Source organism: Vreelandella zhaodongensis, from assembly GCF_013415115.1.
In the GTDB taxonomy this organism is placed as follows: domain Bacteria; phylum Pseudomonadota; class Gammaproteobacteria; order Pseudomonadales; family Halomonadaceae; genus Vreelandella; species Vreelandella zhaodongensis.
Genome location: NZ_JACCDD010000001.1, coordinates 289707 through 307031 on the forward strand (window position 1 = coordinate 289707; position 17325 = coordinate 307031).

Below are 17325 nucleotides of genomic sequence, written 5' to 3' on the forward strand. Positions count from 1 at the left end.
AAGTGTCAATAAGCGTCAAAGGCCGCCTTTTCCCATTGGAATTCAAGTGCGGGAGGCGTGCCTGTAATGGCTAGAATATCAAACCGGCAAGGGCTTGAGACTCGGTGGTGGGCGATATAAAGCGTTGCTGCACGAATTAGACGTCGTCGCTTTTGCGCGTTAACCATTTCCAGCGGATGACCATAGCGTGTCGTGGTGCGATGTTTGACCTCTATAAAGACCAGGATATCCTGGTCTCTCATGATAAGGTCCAATTCGCCGCCTTTAACATGATGGTTGCTTGCGACGAATGTCAGTCCTTGTTGTTGCAGCCATTGAGCGGCTAAGCGCTCTATGGCTGCGCCTCTGGAACGGGCAGTTTGAGGGCTATTCGTCATTTCCTAGTAGCCCAGGGATTAAGATCGGAGCAGGTATGCCATTCTGGAATTTAGCCCAGGGCAATTCGCGATAGATGCGCCCGTCGTTCGACAGATAAAGCATGCCGGTGCTGCCGTTCATGCCTTCCAGTGCGGACAGGTCGGATAAGCGCGTGGCAATTTCATAGGCATCAACGCCCATCGCCATTAGGCGGAACATGGAGGGGTCGGATTCATCGCGAAGGCGCTGATACGTAGCGTAGAACGGTAGTACTTCTTCACCGCCAACGGCAGCATCTGGAATTTGCCAAGGAATATCCATAAACATGACATCATTTAAATCTTGATCCAAGCGAGACTGCTGACGACCTTCGTGCAGGTGAGATGTCGCATAGATAGGCAGGTTGGGGGCGTAATAGTAATCCATTGTTGGAGGAACCTGTCGCGCGTATTCGGGCAATGCTAGTAAGAATAAAGCATCAATATTGCCAAGGCGCGCACGGTCACCACTAACATTTAGTGCGGTGCGTACTGTATTGGAAACAGGGCTGCTAGGGTTGTAGCGCACCGCGTTGGTAACTTCTCCGCCCAGGCCTTGCCACTCATTCCAAAACGCTTCGCCGACCCTGCGGCCCCAGTCATTGTCAGGTACCATCAGCGACATTTGTCGGTGGCCATCTTGGTGTGCTCGACGGGCAGCCTGGCGAGCTTCATCTTCAGCAGATAAGCCGTATTGAAGTAATTGCTCGGCTTGATTATTGGTGCTATTGCCGTAGTTTAGCGCCAACGTTGGTAGCGGGACGCTGTCACGCTGCTCAAGTTGAGTGACCTGTTCTTTATCAATCGGCCCAATCAGTACTTGAGCATTCATCTGCTCGGCACGTTGATAAATGTCATTCAGCGAGTACTGAGAGGCATCTAAAAAGCTCAGCTGCACGCCGTTACCGCGTATTTCGTGGTGGCGACGCATGGCGGTTGTAATGGTCTCGGCAACGCTGCTTAACGGCCCAGACTCAGGGAGTGCCACAACAATGCGTCGAATATCAACACCTTCAAGCGCTGGAAGGGAAGCAGGTTCTCCTTCTAAGGCGTGTTGTGCCCACTGCTGGTGCTCTTCGAGTGTTTGCTGCTGATTGGCTTGCATGGGAAGTTCATCATCAAGCACCTGGGTGGCACGCAACACAGCTCGAGGGTTATTGAGGCCCCTGGCAAGTTCAGAGTAGAGCATGGCCCAGCGTACGCGCTCTGTTTCTGAAAGCATGCTTTCATCAACGGCATCGGCAGCGTCAAACGCGTTTTCGCGTTGGCCTTGCCTGGCGAGTATATCGGCCGCTTCTAAGCGTGTTTTTGATGCCTGTTCTGGGGTTTCTTGCTCTGCCTGGCTCAATAAGCGATTGGCATCCTGTTCAGGGACGCGGTCAACCACGCTCGGAGGTTGCATGGCACACCCAGTGATAAGAAGTGCCATGAAGGCAGTGGCCAGTAATCCACGTAGTGACGGTTTCATGTATCCTTCCTTAGTTTTCATTTGCGCAGTCGCTCAACGAGCAGATGAACTCACCATTGCACGCGCATAACGCATCTTTAGTGCAGTCTATTAACACATCGGGAGTCATGATGACACACCAGCATCCGGGTACATTGTACGTTGTCGCCACGCCAATTGGGAATTTGGAAGACTTAACGCCACGTGCAGCTCGGGTATTAGCAGAGGTGTCGCGTATTGCGGCAGAGGATACACGTCATAGTGCTCGCTTGTTGGCGCATTTAGGCATTAACACGCCGATGCTCTCCTTACATGAGCACAATGAGGCGCGGCGTGTTGATACGTTGGACAGCTACTTACTATCTGGGGAAAGTATTGCATTGATTAGCGATGCTGGCACTCCCTTAATATGCGATCCAGGGTTCGTGCTGGTGAGAGAGTTGCGGCTGCGAGGCAGGCATATTGTTCCTCTGCCGGGCCCTTGTGCGCTTGTTAGTGCGCTATCGGGGGCAGGATTGCCTACCGACCGGTTCACATTTGGTGGTTTTTTGCCATCTAAACCGAGTGCAAGGCGACAAGCGCTTGAAAAATGGCAGACCCGTGAGGAAACTTTGGTGTTCTATGAGTCGCCACATCGGATTGTGCACACTTTGGAGGCATTGTGTGAGCAAATGCCAGATAGAGCAGTTGTGCTGGCAAGGGAGCTAACCAAAACGTACGAAACCTTTCTTCAAGGCTCTCCTGAGGAGCTGCGTGAGCAGTTATTGCAAGATCCTAACCAAAGCCGAGGGGAGTTTGTTGTCATGATTGCAGGCGCATCTCCTGTTGCGCGGGGTGATGAGCAGTCGATAGTTGCCGATGAGCTGCTTAAAACGCTGTTATCGGAAGGCGTTGGGGTGAAGCAGGGGGCAGCTGTTGCAGCAAAAATGTTGGGTGGTCGCAAGCAAGAATGGTATGCAAGATTGCAAGCATTGAAAAGTGATCATTGAGGCGACGGCGGGGCGCTGGTATGCTTGCCGCCGGAGTTGGCCAGACAGTCGCCGCTAAATTGCCTGCAAAGGCGCTTAGGGGAGGAAAGTCCGGGCTCCATAGGGCAGAGTGCCAGGTAACGCCTGGGCGGTGTAAGCCGACGGAAAGTGCAGCAGAGAGTAGACCGCCTAAGCCTTTCGAGGCCGGTAAGGGTGAAAGGGTGCGGTAAGAGCGCACCGCGCGCCTGGTAACAGTGCGTGGCATGGTAAACCCCACTCGGAGCAAGACCAAATAGGGACCCAATGGCGTGGCCCGCGCTGGGTCCGGGTAGGTTGCTTGAGCGCTGTGGCGACGCAGCGCCTAGAGGAATGACTGTCCACGACAGAACCCGGCTTATCGGCCGACTCCCCATTTTCAACAAAGGTGTGCCAAGCTCACCTTTTCAAACTTTTTGCGAGAGTACCATGCCTTCTCCTGACGCTGACCAGGTTGTCCCATGTTTTCACCACACCAGCGTACTATTAGAAGGGGCTGTAGATACATTAATTCATGATCTTGATGGTGTCTATTTAGATGGTACTTTTGGCCGAGGAGGCCACTCTCGGGTCATTCTTTCTCGCTTAAGTCCTGAAGGACGTTTGCTGGCAATGGATCGCGACCCGCAAGCTATCGCCGCCGCTGAAGATGTTGATGATCCTCGCTTTCATATTACTCAGCGTGAGTTCTCCCAGCTTGCTGAATATGCTCAGGAGCAAGGGGTGCATGGAAAGCTTTCAGGTATTTTGTTGGATGTAGGCGTCTCTTCTCCGCAGTTAGATGACCCTGAGCGTGGCTTTAGCTTTATGCGCAACGGCCCCCTTGATATGCGTATGGATCCTACCCAAGGGGAAAGTGCCGCAGCATTTTTAGCGCGTGCTAGTGAAGCTGATATTGCCTATGTGTTCAAAACATACGGAGAAGAGCGTTACGCAAAGCGACTGGCTCGTGCGGTGGTTACACGGCGTGCTGAAGCGCCGTTTACCCACACAGTCGACTTGGCAGAGGTGCTTAAATTAGCGCATCCCGCCTGGGAAAAAGGTCGTCACCCCGCGACGAAGGCGTTTCAAGGGCTGCGTATTTATTTAAATGGTGAGCTGGATCAGCTCGACGCAGCATTAGATGCTGCGCTTGAAGCGTTGGCGCCCGGTGGCCATTTGGTTATTATCAGTTTCCACTCCTTAGAAGATCGCCGTGTGAAGCGGTTTATTCGACGCCATGTGCGTGGGGATACCGACTTGCCGCGTGGTGTCCCAATTCGCGATGATCAGTTAAATCGCCGTCTTGAAGCGTTGGGAAAAGGAATGCGCCCAAGTGAAGAAGAAGTAGATGCTAACCCCCGGGCGCGCAGTGCCGTGATGCGGGCCGCCCGTAAACGAGTGTGACCATGAGCATGGATCGGATTGAGCGTTGGATGGCAACGCTGCGTACCGAATGGCCCTTTAAGCTGCGCTTACGTGTTTGGCCGATTGTCATCATCTTGCTGTTTTTAGCGTGTATTGTCACAGCAGGGTTAGTGGTTGCAACGACGCATATGACGCGTATGCAATATGCTGAGTTGCAGCAGCTGGAGCAGGAAAAAAACCAGCTACAGACTGAGTGGGGCCAGTTGTTACTGGAAGAAGGTGCGTGGTCGACGCCGGCCCGTGTAGAGCAAATTGCCACGGAACGGCTTGAAATGCGCATTCCTGATGTGAACGATGTCGAGGTGATTCGGCCATGAAGCGCGAAGGTCGGGGAGGGATATCCCGTCAACTGCCAATTGCACCGCCATTAGCAGGTGGTCGCTTTCTGTTTATTCTCATCATTGTCGTGGTGGCGTCGGCCATTCTTGTCGGTCGAGTGACGCTACTTCAGGTGATTGATCGCCCCTTTTTGCAAAGTCAGGGCGACGCTCGTACGCTTCGCCATGAAGCTATTCCCGCGCACCGGGGGATGATCACTGATCGAAATGGAGAGCCACTGGCCATTTCAACACCCGTTGTGACGCTTTGGGCAAATCCTCAAGAGTTACCTAATGATGTTATTCAGCGGCTAATGTTGGCGCAATCGTTGGGTATGTCATTAGACGACTTTGAAGCGCGCGTGTCGCGCTTTAGTAATCGTGAATTCATGTACTTACGTCGCCAAATGACCCCAGAGGCTGCGCAACGCACGCTAGATCTTCGCACACCTGGCGTTTATCCCCAGCGTGAATATAAGCGCTACTATCCTGCTGGTGAAGTCGCTGCTCAGTTGTTGGGTGTGACCAACGTTGACGATGTGGGGCAGGAGGGGCTCGAACTCGCCTATCAACCCTATTTGGCAGGACACCCAGGGCAGCGTCGAGTCATCAAAGACCGTCGAGGTCGCTTAGTGCGTGAATTGGGTGTTATACGTGAGGCTCAGCCAGGTGGCGAGCTGACCCTGGCGATTGATCAGCGTATCCAGTATATGGCCTATCGAGAGCTCCGCGCAGCGGTAGCTGAGCATGAAGCCGACGGCGGTGTGCTCGTTATGCTTGATTCTCGGACGGGTGAAGTATTGGCAATGGCTAACTTGCCCTCCTATAACCCCAATAATCGTGCAGGTTTAGACCCTCGTGGGTTGCGCAATCAGGCGCTGGTTGATGTGTTTGAACCAGGGTCGGTTATGAAACCATTGGCAATGGCGGCTATTTTGGAAAGTGGTATTGTTAACCGCAACTCAGTAGTGGATACCTCGCCAGGGTGGATGCGTATCGACCAGTTTACTATCCGAGATTTTCGTAATTATGGCGAGTTAGATCTAGCTGGCATACTGGAAAAGTCCTCGAATATTGGTATGTCACGACTGGCGTTACAATTAAGTGACACGGCCATTTGGGAAAAATATCATCAGTTAGGTTTGGGTCAAAGTCCTGAAACTGGCTTTCCTGGTGAGTCTACAGGTAGCTTGCCGACCCCAGTGCGTTGGTCCCGGAGTGAGCGGGCAACGCTGTCGTATGGGTATGGCTTGTCGTTGTCAGCCTTGCAGCTTGCTAGTGCTTATACGGCGTTAGCGAACGAAGGGGAGCGTATGCCTCCTTCGTTATTGAGACTGTCGGAACCTCCTCAGAGTATCCCTGCTATATCACCTAGCGTTGCAAAAGATTTATTAGATATTTTAGAAACCTCTGTAGGCGCTTATACCGGGGGGCGGCGTGCTCGAGTTGAGGGATATCGGGTCGGTGGTAAAACAGGGACGGTGCGAAAAACGGCTCAACAAGGCTACGCAACGAATGCTTATCGCAGTGTATTTGCGGGCATTGCCCCTATTTCGGATCCACGCATAGTTACGGTTGTAATGATTGATCACCCCCGAGCAGGCGAGTTTTATGGTGGTGCAGTCGCTGCTCCGGTGTTTTCGAGCGTAACAGGCAATGCGTTGCGCTTGTTGGACGTGCCACCCGACCACGGGGTTGAGTAGCGCTTAAGGAGATTGCATGAGGTTGTGCCCAGACAGTTTGTGGAAAGCAATAAAGCGAGTGTGGCCTAGTGCTAGGCTGCCAGACGCGTTGCCAGCAATTCCAGATCAGCTCCGTTTAACCACTGACACGCGCAAGCTCGAAGCTGGCAATGTGTTTGTGGCTGTGCCCGGTAGTCAGCGTGATGGAAAAGCATTTATTGACCAAGCCCTGGATGCTGGAGCCTCGTTGGTGTTGGCGCACACTAAGCAAAGTGAGCTGGTGCTTGATGGGAAAGTGCTCTATCTGCCGCATTTATCCATGCGCCTGGGAGAATTGGGTCGGGCTTTATTTTCGGTTCCAGACGACCTTCATGTGATTGCGGTTACTGGCACTAATGGTAAAAGCTCTGTTACGCATTACATTGCAGCGTTAAGCGAGTTACTCAACACACCGGCTGGGGTTGTTGGCACATTAGGGGTTGGGCGGCTTGGTCAGCTGGTAGATACTGGCTTAACGACGCCTGGTCCTTTGGCCTTACAAGAGGTTTTAGGTGGTTTAGCTGACCAGGGAGTTCGGCGGATTGCGCTTGAAGCCTCTTCTCATGCACTAGAGCAACGACGTTTAGATGCAGTCAATGTTTCTGTAGGCGTGTTCACTAATCTGACACGTGACCACCTGGACTACCATGGCAGTATGGCCGCTTATGCCGCGGCTAAAGCCAAGTTATTTCGGCGTTCTGAACTGACACTTGCGGTAGTCAACGGGGACGACCCGCTAACGCGCTTGATGCTGGCAGGCTGCGATAGCCGCGTACGCGTGTTAGCGGTAGGCAGTGATGAAGCTGTTACGCTGCGAGTGCTTGATTGGCATCCGCATGAGCAAGGTCAGCAGGCGCTTATCGCAACACCTGAAGGCGAGAAAGTGCTGAATCTTAAATTGATGGGGCGCTTTAACCTAGACAATGTGCTGCTCGCTATGAGTGTGCTCTATGGACTAGGGGAGTCGCTAGATGGCTTATTTGAAGTGGCCCCGCAGTTGGCTCCGGTTCCTGGTCGAATGGAGCTCTATCGAGAGACAGATGCGCCCAGCGTTGTCATAGATTACGCTCATACGCCTGATGCGCTGGCCAATGCGCTTAAAGCGCTCCGAGCGCATTTGGGAGAAGCAGGAAAACTTTGGTGCCTATTTGGCTGTGGCGGTGATCGTGATGTGGGGAAGCGTGCGGAAATGGCCGCAGTGGCTGAGAAATGGGCAGATCACGTAGTAGTGACTGACGATAATCCACGTACTGAGCCAGCTGAACGCATCCGTCAGCACATTACTGATGGCTTCTCAGCCGCTGATGCGTTTACTGAAATAGGTGATCGTAGCCAAGCGATTCGGTATGCAATTCAAAATGCTGATCAGCAGGACGTTATACTCGTCGCTGGAAAAGGCCATGAGGCTTATCAGGAAATACATAATGTGCGCCATGCATACCAAGATGGCGAGCAGGTGTTAAATGCTTTGATGCTAAGGGCTGCTACGTTATGAGTTGGCCGTTAGCGAGCATAGCCTTGGCGCTTAACCTACCAGTTCACAAAGCGTTGTGCGATCTGGCGGCAACGGCTGTGGTTACCGATACGCGGCAGATAGTACCTGGATGCTTGTTTGTTGCCTTGAAAGGGCCGCGATTTGATGGTCATGACTTTGTTGGGCAAGCGATGGAGCAAGGAGCGGTAGCCGCACTGGTGGAGACGCCTGTCGACAGCAAATTGCCCCAGTTGGTGTGTGCCGATACACGACTTGGGTTGGGTTTGCTAGCCCGAGCATGGCGGAACCAGATGCGCCTGCCTCTTGTTGCCGTAACAGGTAACAGCGGAAAAACAACCGTTAAAGAGATGACTGCTGCGTTATTGGCCCCCTTGGGCGAGGTGTTAGCTACCCAGGGTAACTTAAATAATGATATTGGTGCGCCGCTATCGTTACTGCGTATCACCGAGCAACATAAGGCAGCTGTGATTGAGTTGGGCGCTAACCACATCGGAGAAATTGCCTGGACTAGTCGGCTAGCCTCACCGGACATTGCCATTATTACCAATGTTACCGGTGCCCATGTAGGTGAGTTTGGCGGTATGGGGCAGATAGCTCAGGCAAAAAGTGAAATCATGGTTGGGCTAAGTGCTGACGGTGTTGCCATTCTTAACAAAGATGACCGCTACTTTGATACGTGGGCAGCGTATGCTTCACCACGACGAGTGATTAGTTTCGGTTTAAATAGCGACGCGGATGTCTTTGCCTCCGACCTTTCTTGTGATGCGTTGGGGAGGTATGCTTTCACTCTTATTCAACGCGGTCAGGTAGTGGGAAAGTTACGGCTTCCGCTGGCGGGTAAGCATAATGTCAGTAATGCATTAGCTGCCGCAGCAGCTGCGTTGACCGTGGGCGTACCTTCAGAAAAGGTGATCACACGTTTAGCGAATTTAGCATCACTGCCTGGTCGTTTAAGCGTAATGCTGGGCAAGAATAACATCACGCTACTAGACGACACCTACAATGCAAATCCCGGCGCCGTTAAAGCAGCGCTAGATACGCTTGCAAGTTTTCCAGGCCCGCGATGGTGCGCGCTTGGAGCAATGGGAGAGCTAGGCGATCAGTCTGGACAGCTGCATGCCGAGGTTGGCCGTTATGCTGCCTCTCTGGGTATTGATGAGCTGCTGACCTATGGCGATGCTGCCCGACCAGCAAGCGATGCCTTTAGTCGCGGGCATCACTTCGACGACCACGAGACGTTAGTACGTCATATCATTAACACTCTGCCACCTCACACCGTACTGTTGGTGAAGGGGTCGCGTAGCGCAGGCATGGAAAATGTCATTGCTGCGCTACGTGCGGACGATACAAGGTAAGCGCCGTTCATGTTACTTCACTTGGCGAATTTCTTAGCTCAATATCAAACTGCTTTTCAGGTTTTTAACTACTTGACCCTGCGCGTTATTCTCGCTGCGCTTACCGCTCTGATGCTTTGCTTATGGCTTGGGCCTTGGGTGATAAGGCGATTAGTAGAAGGACAGATTGGTCAAGCAGTGCGTGATGATGGTCCCCAATCACACCTATCTAAAGCTGGCACGCCTACCATGGGCGGCGCAATGATCTTGTTGGCAATTGCCATCAGTACTTTGGTTTGGGGTGATTTAACTAATCACTATGTTTGGGTAGTCCTGCTCGTGACCCTTGGCTTCGGCGCTGTTGGCTGGGTGGACGATTACCGCAAAGTTGTGGAAAAAAACCCACGAGGTCTGCCTGCGCGCTGGAAATATTTCTGGCAGTCGGTGGTGGGGCTGGGCGCTGCCATTGTTTTATATGCCACTGCTTCAACACCGGCTGAAACCAGCCTATTGATTCCCATGTTTAAAGATGTCGCATTGCCACTGGGCGTCTTCTATATCGTGTTAACGTATTTTGTCATTGTGGGTAGCTCCAATGCGGTTAACTTAACCGACGGCCTGGACGGCTTGGCTATCATGCCCACTGTGCTGGTAGCGATGGGGCTCTCAGTGTTTGCCTATGCTAGTGGTAACGCTGTATTTGCCAGCTATTTGCATATCCCATTTATTCAAGGAACCGGTGAGCTGGCGATATTTTGTGCCACAATTGCTGGGGCTGGTTTAGGTTTTCTTTGGTTTAACACCTACCCAGCACAGGTGTTTATGGGGGATGTGGGCGCCTTGGCACTAGGCGCAGCGCTAGGCGTTGTTGCTGTTATTGTGCGTCAAGAGATTGTGCTGTTTATTATGGGTGGCATCTTTGTACTGGAAACGGTGTCGGTCATCTTACAGGTTGGTTCTTACAAGTTGACTGGGCGGCGCATTTTCCGTATGGCGCCGCTTCATCATCACTACGAATTGAAAGGCTGGCCTGAGCCCCGCGTGATTGTTCGTTTTTGGATTATTACGGTGGTGCTGGTCCTGCTTGGGCTAGCCACACTGAAAGTTCGATGATTAGCAGAGCAATGGTGGCAGTGTTGCTGCTATTGGCGTGATATGTAAAGGAGCCGGTCATCGTGCGAGTCGCTAATGGAGTCACCGTTGTTATTGGCCTAGGGGTTTCAGGTCAAGCTATTTGCCGCCATTTGGCACGTCAAGGTAGACCGTTTGTCGTGGCAGATACACGTTCAGAGCCACCTGATCTCGACCTTTTTCAAGTCCAGTATCCCAATGTCGAGGTGTATTGCGGACCATTGAATGAGGTTGATTTTACTAACGCCTATGAGGTCGTTTTAAGCCCCGGTGTTGATCCTCGCTCGCCTGGGCTTGAAGGCTTGCTGGAGCGAAAAAACGCTGCGACGGGTGAGCCAATGCTTGTGGGTGAAATTGCCTTGTTTGCTCGTGCCGTACAGGCGCCTGTTGCGGCTATTACAGGCTCAAATGCGAAGTCAACGGTGACAACATTACTCGGTGAAATGGCGGTAGCCGCTGGCGTTAAGGCGGCGGTGGGCGGCAATTTAGGTACCCCTGCCTTGGATTTGCTTGCCGATTACCCAGACGCCGAGCTGTACATCCTTGAACTGTCAAGCTTTCAACTGGAAACCACACCTTATTTGGGTGCTAAGGCAGTCGCTTTTTTAAATATCTGTGAAGATCATCTTGACCGCCATGGTGACATGTCAGGATACCTGCAGGCCAAGCAGCGCATTTTTTGGGGCGCGCAATCGGCTGTAGTGAATGCAGATGACAGCCATACTTGGCCTGATACGCCTGTACCTCATATTGAGCGTTTTACAGCATTTTCGCCCACAGGCAATGACTGGGGGCTCACTGAAAAACACGAAAAGTTAACGCTGGTTCATGGAGATGCGGCGTTGGTGCGTGCAGAAGCGCTTGCCATCGCGGGACGCCATAATTACCTCAATGCATTAGCGGCTCTGGCCATGGGGGATGCGCTTGGATTTGCGCAACGACCTATGTGCCAAGCGCTCGAGAGGTTTAAAGGGTTGCCCCATCGCAGCGAGGTGATTGCTCGTATTGATGATGTTGTGTGGGTGAATGATTCAAAAGGCACGAATGTTGGCGCTACGCTGGCGGCGATCCAGGGTATTAGCGCTACGTTAAAAGGGAAGTTAATCTTACTGGCAGGAGGCGTGGGTAAGGGGGCGGACTTTACCCCATTAGCGTCGCCGTTAGCGACATGTGCCAAAACCGCGCTACTTTTTGGTGCGGATGCACAGCGCCTTGCTGATGCATTGTCCTCTTCTATACCGGTTCACGCTGTGGAGAACCTGACTCAAGCAATGGAAATGGCCTCAGAGTTGGCAGCGCCAGGGGATTGCGTATTGCTTTCACCTGCATGCGCAAGCCTGGACCAATTTGCCAACTATCAAGCGAGGGGCGAGGCTTTTCGTCATTGGGTCAAACAAAAATATGAAGCGCATCATTGCTCAGGAGCTGGGTTATGAGCCGAATGATACGGTTACGTAATGCACTGACGACGCGACACCTACCCACAGACATATGGTTAATTGTTGCAGCTTTGGCGCTGGCAGGGTTGGGGTGGGTTATGGTCAGCTCGGCCTCAATTGGGCTGCTAGAAGACAGTTACCATTACTCCCGTCAGCATGGCGTTTTCTTACTGTTAGCGATATGTGCCTGCTTTTTTATGCTCTGTGTTCCATTGGAAGCATGGCGTCAAAATGCAGCGCTGATTTTATTGGTAAGCATTTTCATGCTGTTGCTGGTGCTTATTATTGGTCAGGAAGTGAATGGCAGTAAGCGTTGGATTGCGTTACCAGGGCCACTGCCAAGTCTACAGGTGTCTGAGTTCGGGAAAATTGGTCTGATTTTTTACATGGCAGCGTTTATGTCGCGCTTTACATATGATTTGCGTGATCGCGCGTTCAGCATGTGGCGGCCGCTCGCAGTACTTGCGGTGCCTGCTGGGTTGCTTTTTCTAGCACCTGATTTTGGTGGCATGGTGGTATATACCGTCTGTGTCATCGGTATGCTAATGATGAGCGGCGCCTCACTTACGTTGCTATTTGGCAGTGGTGGTGCGTTAGCCGCTGGTGCTGTGATGCTGGTGGTAATGGAGCCTTACCGCTTGGCCCGTTGGACCAGTTTTTTAGACCCATGGGCGGATCAGTTTGCAACGGGGTATCAGCTTACTCAGTCGCTCATCGCTTTTGGTAGAGGGCATGTGACAGGAACAGGGTTAGGTAATAGCGTTCAGAAGCTGCACTATTTGCCAGAAGCCCACACGGATTTTATTTTTGCCGTCATTGCTGAAGAGCTGGGTATGGTGGGGGCTATTGTTGTCGTGCTGTTGTTCACGCTTTTCATTGTAAGAGCGATGTTGATTGGGCGTCGTGCTGAGCTGGCGGGGCACCTGTTTGGTGCTTATGTAAGTTATGGTATTGGGTTTGTTATTGCGGCGCAGGCATATATCAACATGGCGATGAGTGCCGGACTGCTGCCAACAAAAGGGTTAACGCTGCCTCTTATTAGCTATGGTGGTTCAAGCCTATTGGTAACTGGTTTGATGATTGGGCTGTTGTTGCGTGTTGATGCAGAGACGCGTCACAAGCCTAGTCGGCTACCCACGCCTTCCAAATCTCGCTTTGAACCTCGGTTATCGTAATCATTTAAGGAGTGGTTTGTGACGACGAATGCACGTCGACGCATTTTAATTATGGCGGGAGGTACCGGAGGACATGTTATTCCGGCACTTTCACTAGCGCGTTCGCTCAAGTCACAAAATGTTGATGTTGAGTGGCTTGGAAGCCCGCGGGGAATTGAGAACCGTCTGGTTCCAGACGCTGGTATAAAGCTCCATACCATTAATATTAGCGGCCTGCGCGGAAAAGGGGCGGTGGGGTGGTTAAAAGCACCTCTGAACCTATCCCAGGCAGTGTTACAAGCGCGTACAGTTATTCGTCGCTTTAAGCCCCATGTGGTGGTTGGAATGGGGGGCTTTGCGAGTGGCCCTGGTGGGCTGGCAGCATGGTTGTCTAGAGTGCCGCTGGTGATTCATGAGCAGAACGCTGTCGCTGGGCTGACGAATAAAGTGCTTTCTCGCTTGGCGACTCGCTCCTATGCGGCTTTTTCAGGCGCCCTGGGTGATAAGGCTGATGTGATTGGTAATCCTGTGAGGGATGATATTGCCGAGCTGGGGAAGCATCCGCGAACTGTTTCTGCGCTTTCTTCTCGACCGCTGCGTTTACTGGTAGTGGGCGGCTCCCTAGGTGCGGTAGCGCTTAATGAGCGGTTACCGCCAGCGTTAGCAGCGTTGCCCCCAGAGCGCCGCCCGGACGTGCGCCATCAGGCAGGCAGAGATCGAGAGATTTCAACGGCTCAGGCTTACGTTGAACATGGCATTGTTGCTGACGTAAGCCCTTTTATTGATGACATGGCGGCTGCTTATGGTTGGGCGGACTTAGTTGTTTGTCGCGCAGGCGCATTAACCGTGGCAGAGCTGGCCGCAGCGGCCAAGCCCGCTCTTTTGGTGCCATTTCCGTTTGCTGTCGATGATCATCAGCGCGTCAATGCTGACGTATTAGTGAAAGCAGGTGCAGCGATTTGCGTTGTGCAATCAGCGCTCACCGTTGAGCAATTAACGCATTATTTAAATGAGTTACTGAATCCAGAGGTACTGGCTGAGATGGCTTCTAAGGCGCGTCAAGCCGCCTACTTAGAGGCGACAGAGCGGCTAACAGATGGATGCCTGGCGTTGGTGAAACAAGGAGAGACTGCGTGACCGATTCAATCAATCACACCCCACACCAGGAAATTCGCCCGAGTGGCCCAGGTATGCGGCGTATCAAGCGGCTGCACTTTGTGGGTATCGGCGGCGCAGGGATGTGCGGAATCGCTGAGGTGTTAGCTAACCAGGGCTACAACGTTAGCGGTAGTGATATGAAGGTTTCGAATGTCATTGAGCGTCTGCGTCAGTGCGGTGTAGAGGTTGCGATAGGTCATGCCGAAGCCAATGTTGCAGGTGCTGACGTTGTCGTTGTTTCAAGCGCAATCGATAATACGAATCCTGAAATTCGCTGGGCCCATGAACATCGCGTGCCTGTCGTAAGGCGCGCTGAAATGTTGGCCGAGTTAATGCGCTTTCGCCACGGTATCGCAGTGGCAGGGACTCATGGCAAGACAACTACAACGAGTTTAACGGCGACACTGCTGGCGGAAGGAGGGCTAGACCCGACGTTTGTCATTGGTGGCAAACTCACCAGTGCGGGTGCGAATGCACGCCTGGGTGAAGGCGACTATTTAGTCGCTGAGGCTGATGAGTCTGATGCTTCATTTCTTCATCTTCAGCCAATGGTCTCCATCGTCACGAATATTGATGCCGATCACATGGCGACCTATGGAGGGGATTTTGAGCGTCTCAAAAGTACCTTTATAGAGTTTCTACACAACTTGCCTTTTTACGGCATGGCGGTGCTGTGTGTTGATGATGCAAACATCCGCACGCTTCTTGATCAGGTGAAACGCCAGTTTGTAACGTATGGCTTCGATGAAGATGCTGACTATCGCATTGTTGATTTTACCCAGCAGGGCGGAGAAGTCTCTTTCACAGCAATGCGCCCTGGAGGAGCTGCACCGTTAGCGATTCGGTTGGCCATGCCTGGTCGGCACAATGCCTTAAATGCGATGGCAGCCATTGTTGTGGCGACAGATGCGGGCGTAAGTGATGAGGCCATTTTACGAGGCTTAGCCAGCTTTGCAGGGGTCGGCCGTCGCTTTCAAGTGCATGGTCACTTCAGTGCGCCCAATGCGGACGGTGAGATTATGTTGGTGGACGATTATGGCCACCACCCTCGTGAAGTCGATATGGTGATTCAGGCGGTGCGTGCGGGCTGGCCAGAGCGCCGCATCGTGATGCTTTACCAGCCGCATCGGTATAGCCGAACACGTGACCTTTATGAAGACTTTGTCCGCGTTCTTTCTCAAGTGGATACGTTAGTGCTGTTGGATGTGTATAGCGCAGGGGAAGCCGTGATTCCTGGGGCGGAAGGCCGTACGCTGGCAGGATCTATTCGGCAACGAGGTGAGGTTGATCCGCTGTTTGTTGAGCACAAGCAGGAGTTACCCTCTCTATTAAGCAAAGTGCTACGCCCTGGTGATATTTTCATAACCCAGGGCGCTGGTGACGTGGGTGGTATTTCACTGCGTTTTGCTCAAGCTAAGTTAGCGCTAGATAAGGTAGAGCTATGAGTGCAACAGTCTCTCAAGTAGAACGCTTGGCGCGTGTGGTCGTTGTTTATGGTGGGATGTCAGCCGAGCGTGAGGTGTCACTTAAAAGTGGCGCGGCTATTCTGGCGGCACTCAAACGCCAAGGGGTGGAAGCGGTCGGCTATGACCCTAAAGAAGATGGGTTGATAGGGCTCGAGCGTCTTGCGCCAACGACAGTTTTTGTCGCACTTCACGGCCGCGGTGGTGAAGATGGTACTTTGCAGGGGGCGCTGGAGCTTTTAGGGCTGCCTTACACTGGTAGCGGCGTATTGGCATCAGCGCTGGGAATGGACAAGCAGCGTACCAAGCAGGTTTGGCAAGCCGTTGGGTTGCCAACTCCTGAAAGCGTTATGCTGAGTGATACGTCAGACTGGTCGGCTGTGGTGGCACAGTTGGGTCTACCGATGATGGTTAAGCCCGTGCACGAAGGCTCTACGCTGGGTATCAGTATCGTTAAAAGCCAAGAAGCACTAGAAGCTGCTTACCAAGAAGCATCCCAATATGATGCTCGTGTAATGGCTGAGCGTTTTGTTGTTGGGGACGAGTACACGGTTGCGCTACTCGATAATGATGTGTTGCCCGCTATTCGCGTTGAAGTACCGGGCGGTTTTTATGATTACGAAGCAAAATACATTACCAACACGACCCAGTATCACCTCCCTAGCGGTTTGTCTGCCGATGATGAGCAGTTCCTGGCAACACTATGCAAGCAGGCTTTTGCTGCCGTGGGTGGCGAGGGCTGGGGGCGTATTGACGTGATGCGTGATGCTGACGGTAAGTTTTGGCTAATTGAGGTCAATACAGTGCCAGGTATGACAGATCACAGTCTCGTGCCTCAAGCGGCAGCTTTCGCTGGGATTGATTTCGATCAACTCGTCATGCGGATACTGCAAACTGCCAATAAGCAGAATGCTGCATGACAAGTCCCTGCTAATGAGTGTTTTATGAAAAAGCGCAATGCATGGTTAGGGGTTTTGTTACTGGCGCTGCTTTTAGGTGCTGGTGGTCGCGCCCTCTGGTTATGGCTGGATCGCCCCATTGAGCGCGTGTCTATCCGAGGGGATTGGGAGTACGTGAGCGCCGATTACCTGCGCACACAACTCGCACCGCTGGTTCAAGATGCGACATGGCTTTCGGCAGACCTGGGAGAGTTGCGTCGCCGTGCACTGAACATTGGTTGGCTGCATGAGGTTCGTATTTCAAGGGAGTGGCCTAATGCGCTTGTCTTTGAGCTGGTTGAGCAGACGCCGGTTGCTCGCTGGAATGATGATTTTCTGCTTAACCCACACGGTGAGCCATTTGCGTTTGCGCCATTAGCAGTGCCAACAGGCTTGCCGGATCTGGCTGGCCCCGTAGGTAGTAGTGAAGAGGTGTTAATGTATTATCATCGCCTCACCCCGCATTTTCAGGGCTTGTCGTTGTCACTTTCCCAGCTACGTTTAGAACCTCGTGGTGCATGGCGGTTTCAGCTTAACAGCGGTGCTTGGGTGATGCTTGGTCGGCGTCAGCATGATATTCGCTTAGCGCGCTTATCTGCTTCCTGGCAGCGTGAGCTAGCTAGCCTGAGCGAGCATATTCGCTATATCGACCTGCGTTACCCTAACGGAGTGGCGGTTGCTTGGCATGGTGAGAGCGACTTTGCAGAAGGGCAGGAGTAGCCTGGCAGCTTACAATGTGCAAAAAGTAGGTAAATGTAAGCGATTGCCAACGCTGAAAAGCCATCGATAGGGTTTAAATTGCGCGTAAAGGCCATTATCGTGGATACTTACTAGTCGTATTGCGAGTATTGTTTCTATACTATGATGTAATCGCTGTTTTGTTATGATTTTTTTATAAAGCCCTGTCGACGGTTAGCGTGAC

The 17325-nt window shown here is 52.4% G+C and carries 15 protein-coding genes and 1 other RNA gene; 14 read left to right on the forward strand and 2 right to left on the reverse strand.

Annotated features, from left to right (window positions below; all coding sequences use genetic code 11):
* Window positions 1-5: 5 nt before the first annotated feature.
* Entirely contained in the window at window positions 6-377 is a 372-nt protein-coding gene (locus HZS79_RS01255) for a YraN family protein (protein WP_162217565.1), read from the reverse strand.
* Window positions 367-1863 (reverse strand): penicillin-binding protein activator, encoded by a 1497-nt coding sequence (locus tag HZS79_RS01260; protein ID WP_162217566.1) that lies wholly within the window; start codon window positions 1861-1863, stop codon window positions 367-369. The genes HZS79_RS01255 and HZS79_RS01260 overlap by 11 nt, the downstream gene beginning before the upstream one ends.
* Before the next feature lie 110 nt (window positions 1864-1973).
* On the opposite strand from HZS79_RS01260, the gene rsmI reads away from it, so the two are divergent.
* The 14 genes from rsmI to HZS79_RS01330 all read left to right on the forward strand — a co-directional run bounded on the left by rsmI (window position 1974) and on the right by HZS79_RS01330 (window position 17123).
* Window positions 1974-2831, forward strand: a complete 858-nt coding sequence (gene rsmI / locus HZS79_RS01265) for a 16S rRNA (cytidine(1402)-2'-O)-methyltransferase (protein WP_162217567.1) — start codon at window positions 1974-1976, stop codon at window positions 2829-2831.
* Window positions 2832-2863: 32 nt separating this feature from the next.
* Window positions 2864-3223, forward strand: an RNA gene (gene rnpB, locus HZS79_RS01270) — RNase P RNA component class A.
* A 52-nt stretch (window positions 3224-3275) separates the two neighbouring features.
* The gene (gene rsmH / locus HZS79_RS01275; protein WP_179926863.1) at window positions 3276-4232 is read left to right on the forward strand and encodes a 16S rRNA (cytosine(1402)-N(4))-methyltransferase RsmH; all 957 of its coding nucleotides are present in this window, start codon (window positions 3276-3278) and stop codon (window positions 4230-4232) included.
* A gap of 2 nt (window positions 4233-4234) precedes the next feature.
* Window positions 4235-4570 carry a cell division protein FtsL gene (ftsL, locus tag HZS79_RS01280; RefSeq protein ID WP_162217569.1) on the forward strand — a complete coding sequence of 112 codons (336 nt, stop codon included), beginning with the start codon at window positions 4235-4237 and terminating at the stop codon, window positions 4568-4570.
* On the forward strand, window positions 4567-6273 hold the full coding sequence (locus HZS79_RS01285) for a peptidoglycan D,D-transpeptidase FtsI family protein (protein WP_162217570.1): 1707 nt from the start codon (window positions 4567-4569) through the stop codon (window positions 6271-6273). The genes ftsL and HZS79_RS01285 overlap by 4 nt, the downstream gene beginning before the upstream one ends.
* Before the next feature lie 16 nt (window positions 6274-6289).
* Window positions 6290-7786 (forward strand): UDP-N-acetylmuramoyl-L-alanyl-D-glutamate--2,6-diaminopimelate ligase, encoded by a 1497-nt coding sequence (locus HZS79_RS01290; protein ID WP_179926864.1) that lies wholly within the window; start codon window positions 6290-6292, stop codon window positions 7784-7786.
* On the forward strand, window positions 7783-9141 hold the full coding sequence (locus tag HZS79_RS01295; protein ID WP_179926865.1) for a UDP-N-acetylmuramoyl-tripeptide--D-alanyl-D-alanine ligase: 1359 nt from the start codon (window positions 7783-7785) through the stop codon (window positions 9139-9141). The genes HZS79_RS01290 and HZS79_RS01295 overlap by 4 nt, the downstream gene beginning before the upstream one ends.
* 9 nt (window positions 9142-9150) lie before the next feature.
* Window positions 9151-10233 (forward strand): phospho-N-acetylmuramoyl-pentapeptide-transferase, encoded by a 1083-nt coding sequence (mraY, locus tag HZS79_RS01300; protein ID WP_162217573.1) that lies wholly within the window; start codon window positions 9151-9153, stop codon window positions 10231-10233.
* A 59-nt stretch (window positions 10234-10292) separates the two neighbouring features.
* Complete coding sequence (gene murD, locus HZS79_RS01305; protein WP_179927050.1) at window positions 10293-11687, forward strand: UDP-N-acetylmuramoyl-L-alanine--D-glutamate ligase; 1395 nt, start codon at window positions 10293-10295, stop codon at window positions 11685-11687.
* Entirely contained in the window at window positions 11684-12865 is a 1182-nt protein-coding gene (gene ftsW / locus HZS79_RS01310; RefSeq protein ID WP_162217574.1) for a putative lipid II flippase FtsW, read from the forward strand. The genes murD and ftsW overlap by 4 nt, the downstream gene beginning before the upstream one ends.
* 18 nt (window positions 12866-12883) lie before the next feature.
* A complete protein-coding gene (murG, locus tag HZS79_RS01315) occupies window positions 12884-13981 on the forward strand; it encodes an undecaprenyldiphospho-muramoylpentapeptide beta-N-acetylglucosaminyltransferase (protein WP_179926866.1) in 1098 nt (365 codons plus the stop codon).
* 53 nt (window positions 13982-14034) lie between these two features.
* Entirely contained in the window at window positions 14035-15447 is a 1413-nt protein-coding gene (gene murC, locus HZS79_RS01320; protein ID WP_218927922.1) for a UDP-N-acetylmuramate--L-alanine ligase, read from the forward strand.
* The gene (locus tag HZS79_RS01325) at window positions 15444-16385 is read left to right on the forward strand and encodes a D-alanine--D-alanine ligase (RefSeq protein WP_162217577.1); all 942 of its coding nucleotides are present in this window, start codon (window positions 15444-15446) and stop codon (window positions 16383-16385) included. The genes murC and HZS79_RS01325 overlap by 4 nt, the downstream gene beginning before the upstream one ends.
* Window positions 16386-16409: 24 nt before the next feature.
* Complete coding sequence (locus HZS79_RS01330) at window positions 16410-17123, forward strand: cell division protein FtsQ/DivIB (RefSeq protein ID WP_162217578.1); 714 nt, start codon at window positions 16410-16412, stop codon at window positions 17121-17123.
* Window positions 17124-17325: the final 202 nt, after the last annotated feature.

Coding starts and splice junctions, on each gene's coding strand:
- HZS79_RS01255 (WP_162217565.1), bottom strand. CDS start 377: ATGACGAATAGCCCTCAAACTGCCCGTTCCAGAGGCGCAGCCATAGAG.
- HZS79_RS01260 (WP_162217566.1), bottom strand. CDS start 1,863: ATGAAACCGTCACTACGTGGATTACTGGCCACTGCCTTCATGGCACTT.
- rsmI (WP_162217567.1), top strand. CDS start 1,974: ATGACACACCAGCATCCGGGTACATTGTACGTTGTCGCCACGCCAATT.
- rsmH (WP_179926863.1), top strand. CDS start 3,276: ATGCCTTCTCCTGACGCTGACCAGGTTGTCCCATGTTTTCACCACACC.
- ftsL (WP_162217569.1), top strand. CDS start 4,235: ATGAGCATGGATCGGATTGAGCGTTGGATGGCAACGCTGCGTACCGAA.
- HZS79_RS01285 (WP_162217570.1), top strand. CDS start 4,567: ATGAAGCGCGAAGGTCGGGGAGGGATATCCCGTCAACTGCCAATTGCA.
- HZS79_RS01290 (WP_179926864.1), top strand. CDS start 6,290: ATGAGGTTGTGCCCAGACAGTTTGTGGAAAGCAATAAAGCGAGTGTGG.
- HZS79_RS01295 (WP_179926865.1), top strand. CDS start 7,783: ATGAGTTGGCCGTTAGCGAGCATAGCCTTGGCGCTTAACCTACCAGTT.
- mraY (WP_162217573.1), top strand. CDS start 9,151: ATGTTACTTCACTTGGCGAATTTCTTAGCTCAATATCAAACTGCTTTT.
- ftsW (WP_162217574.1), top strand. CDS start 11,684: ATGAGCCGAATGATACGGTTACGTAATGCACTGACGACGCGACACCTA.
- murC (WP_218927922.1), top strand. CDS start 14,035: ATGCGGCGTATCAAGCGGCTGCACTTTGTGGGTATCGGCGGCGCAGGG.
- HZS79_RS01325 (WP_162217577.1), top strand. CDS start 15,444: ATGAGTGCAACAGTCTCTCAAGTAGAACGCTTGGCGCGTGTGGTCGTT.
- HZS79_RS01330 (WP_162217578.1), top strand. CDS start 16,410: ATGAAAAAGCGCAATGCATGGTTAGGGGTTTTGTTACTGGCGCTGCTT.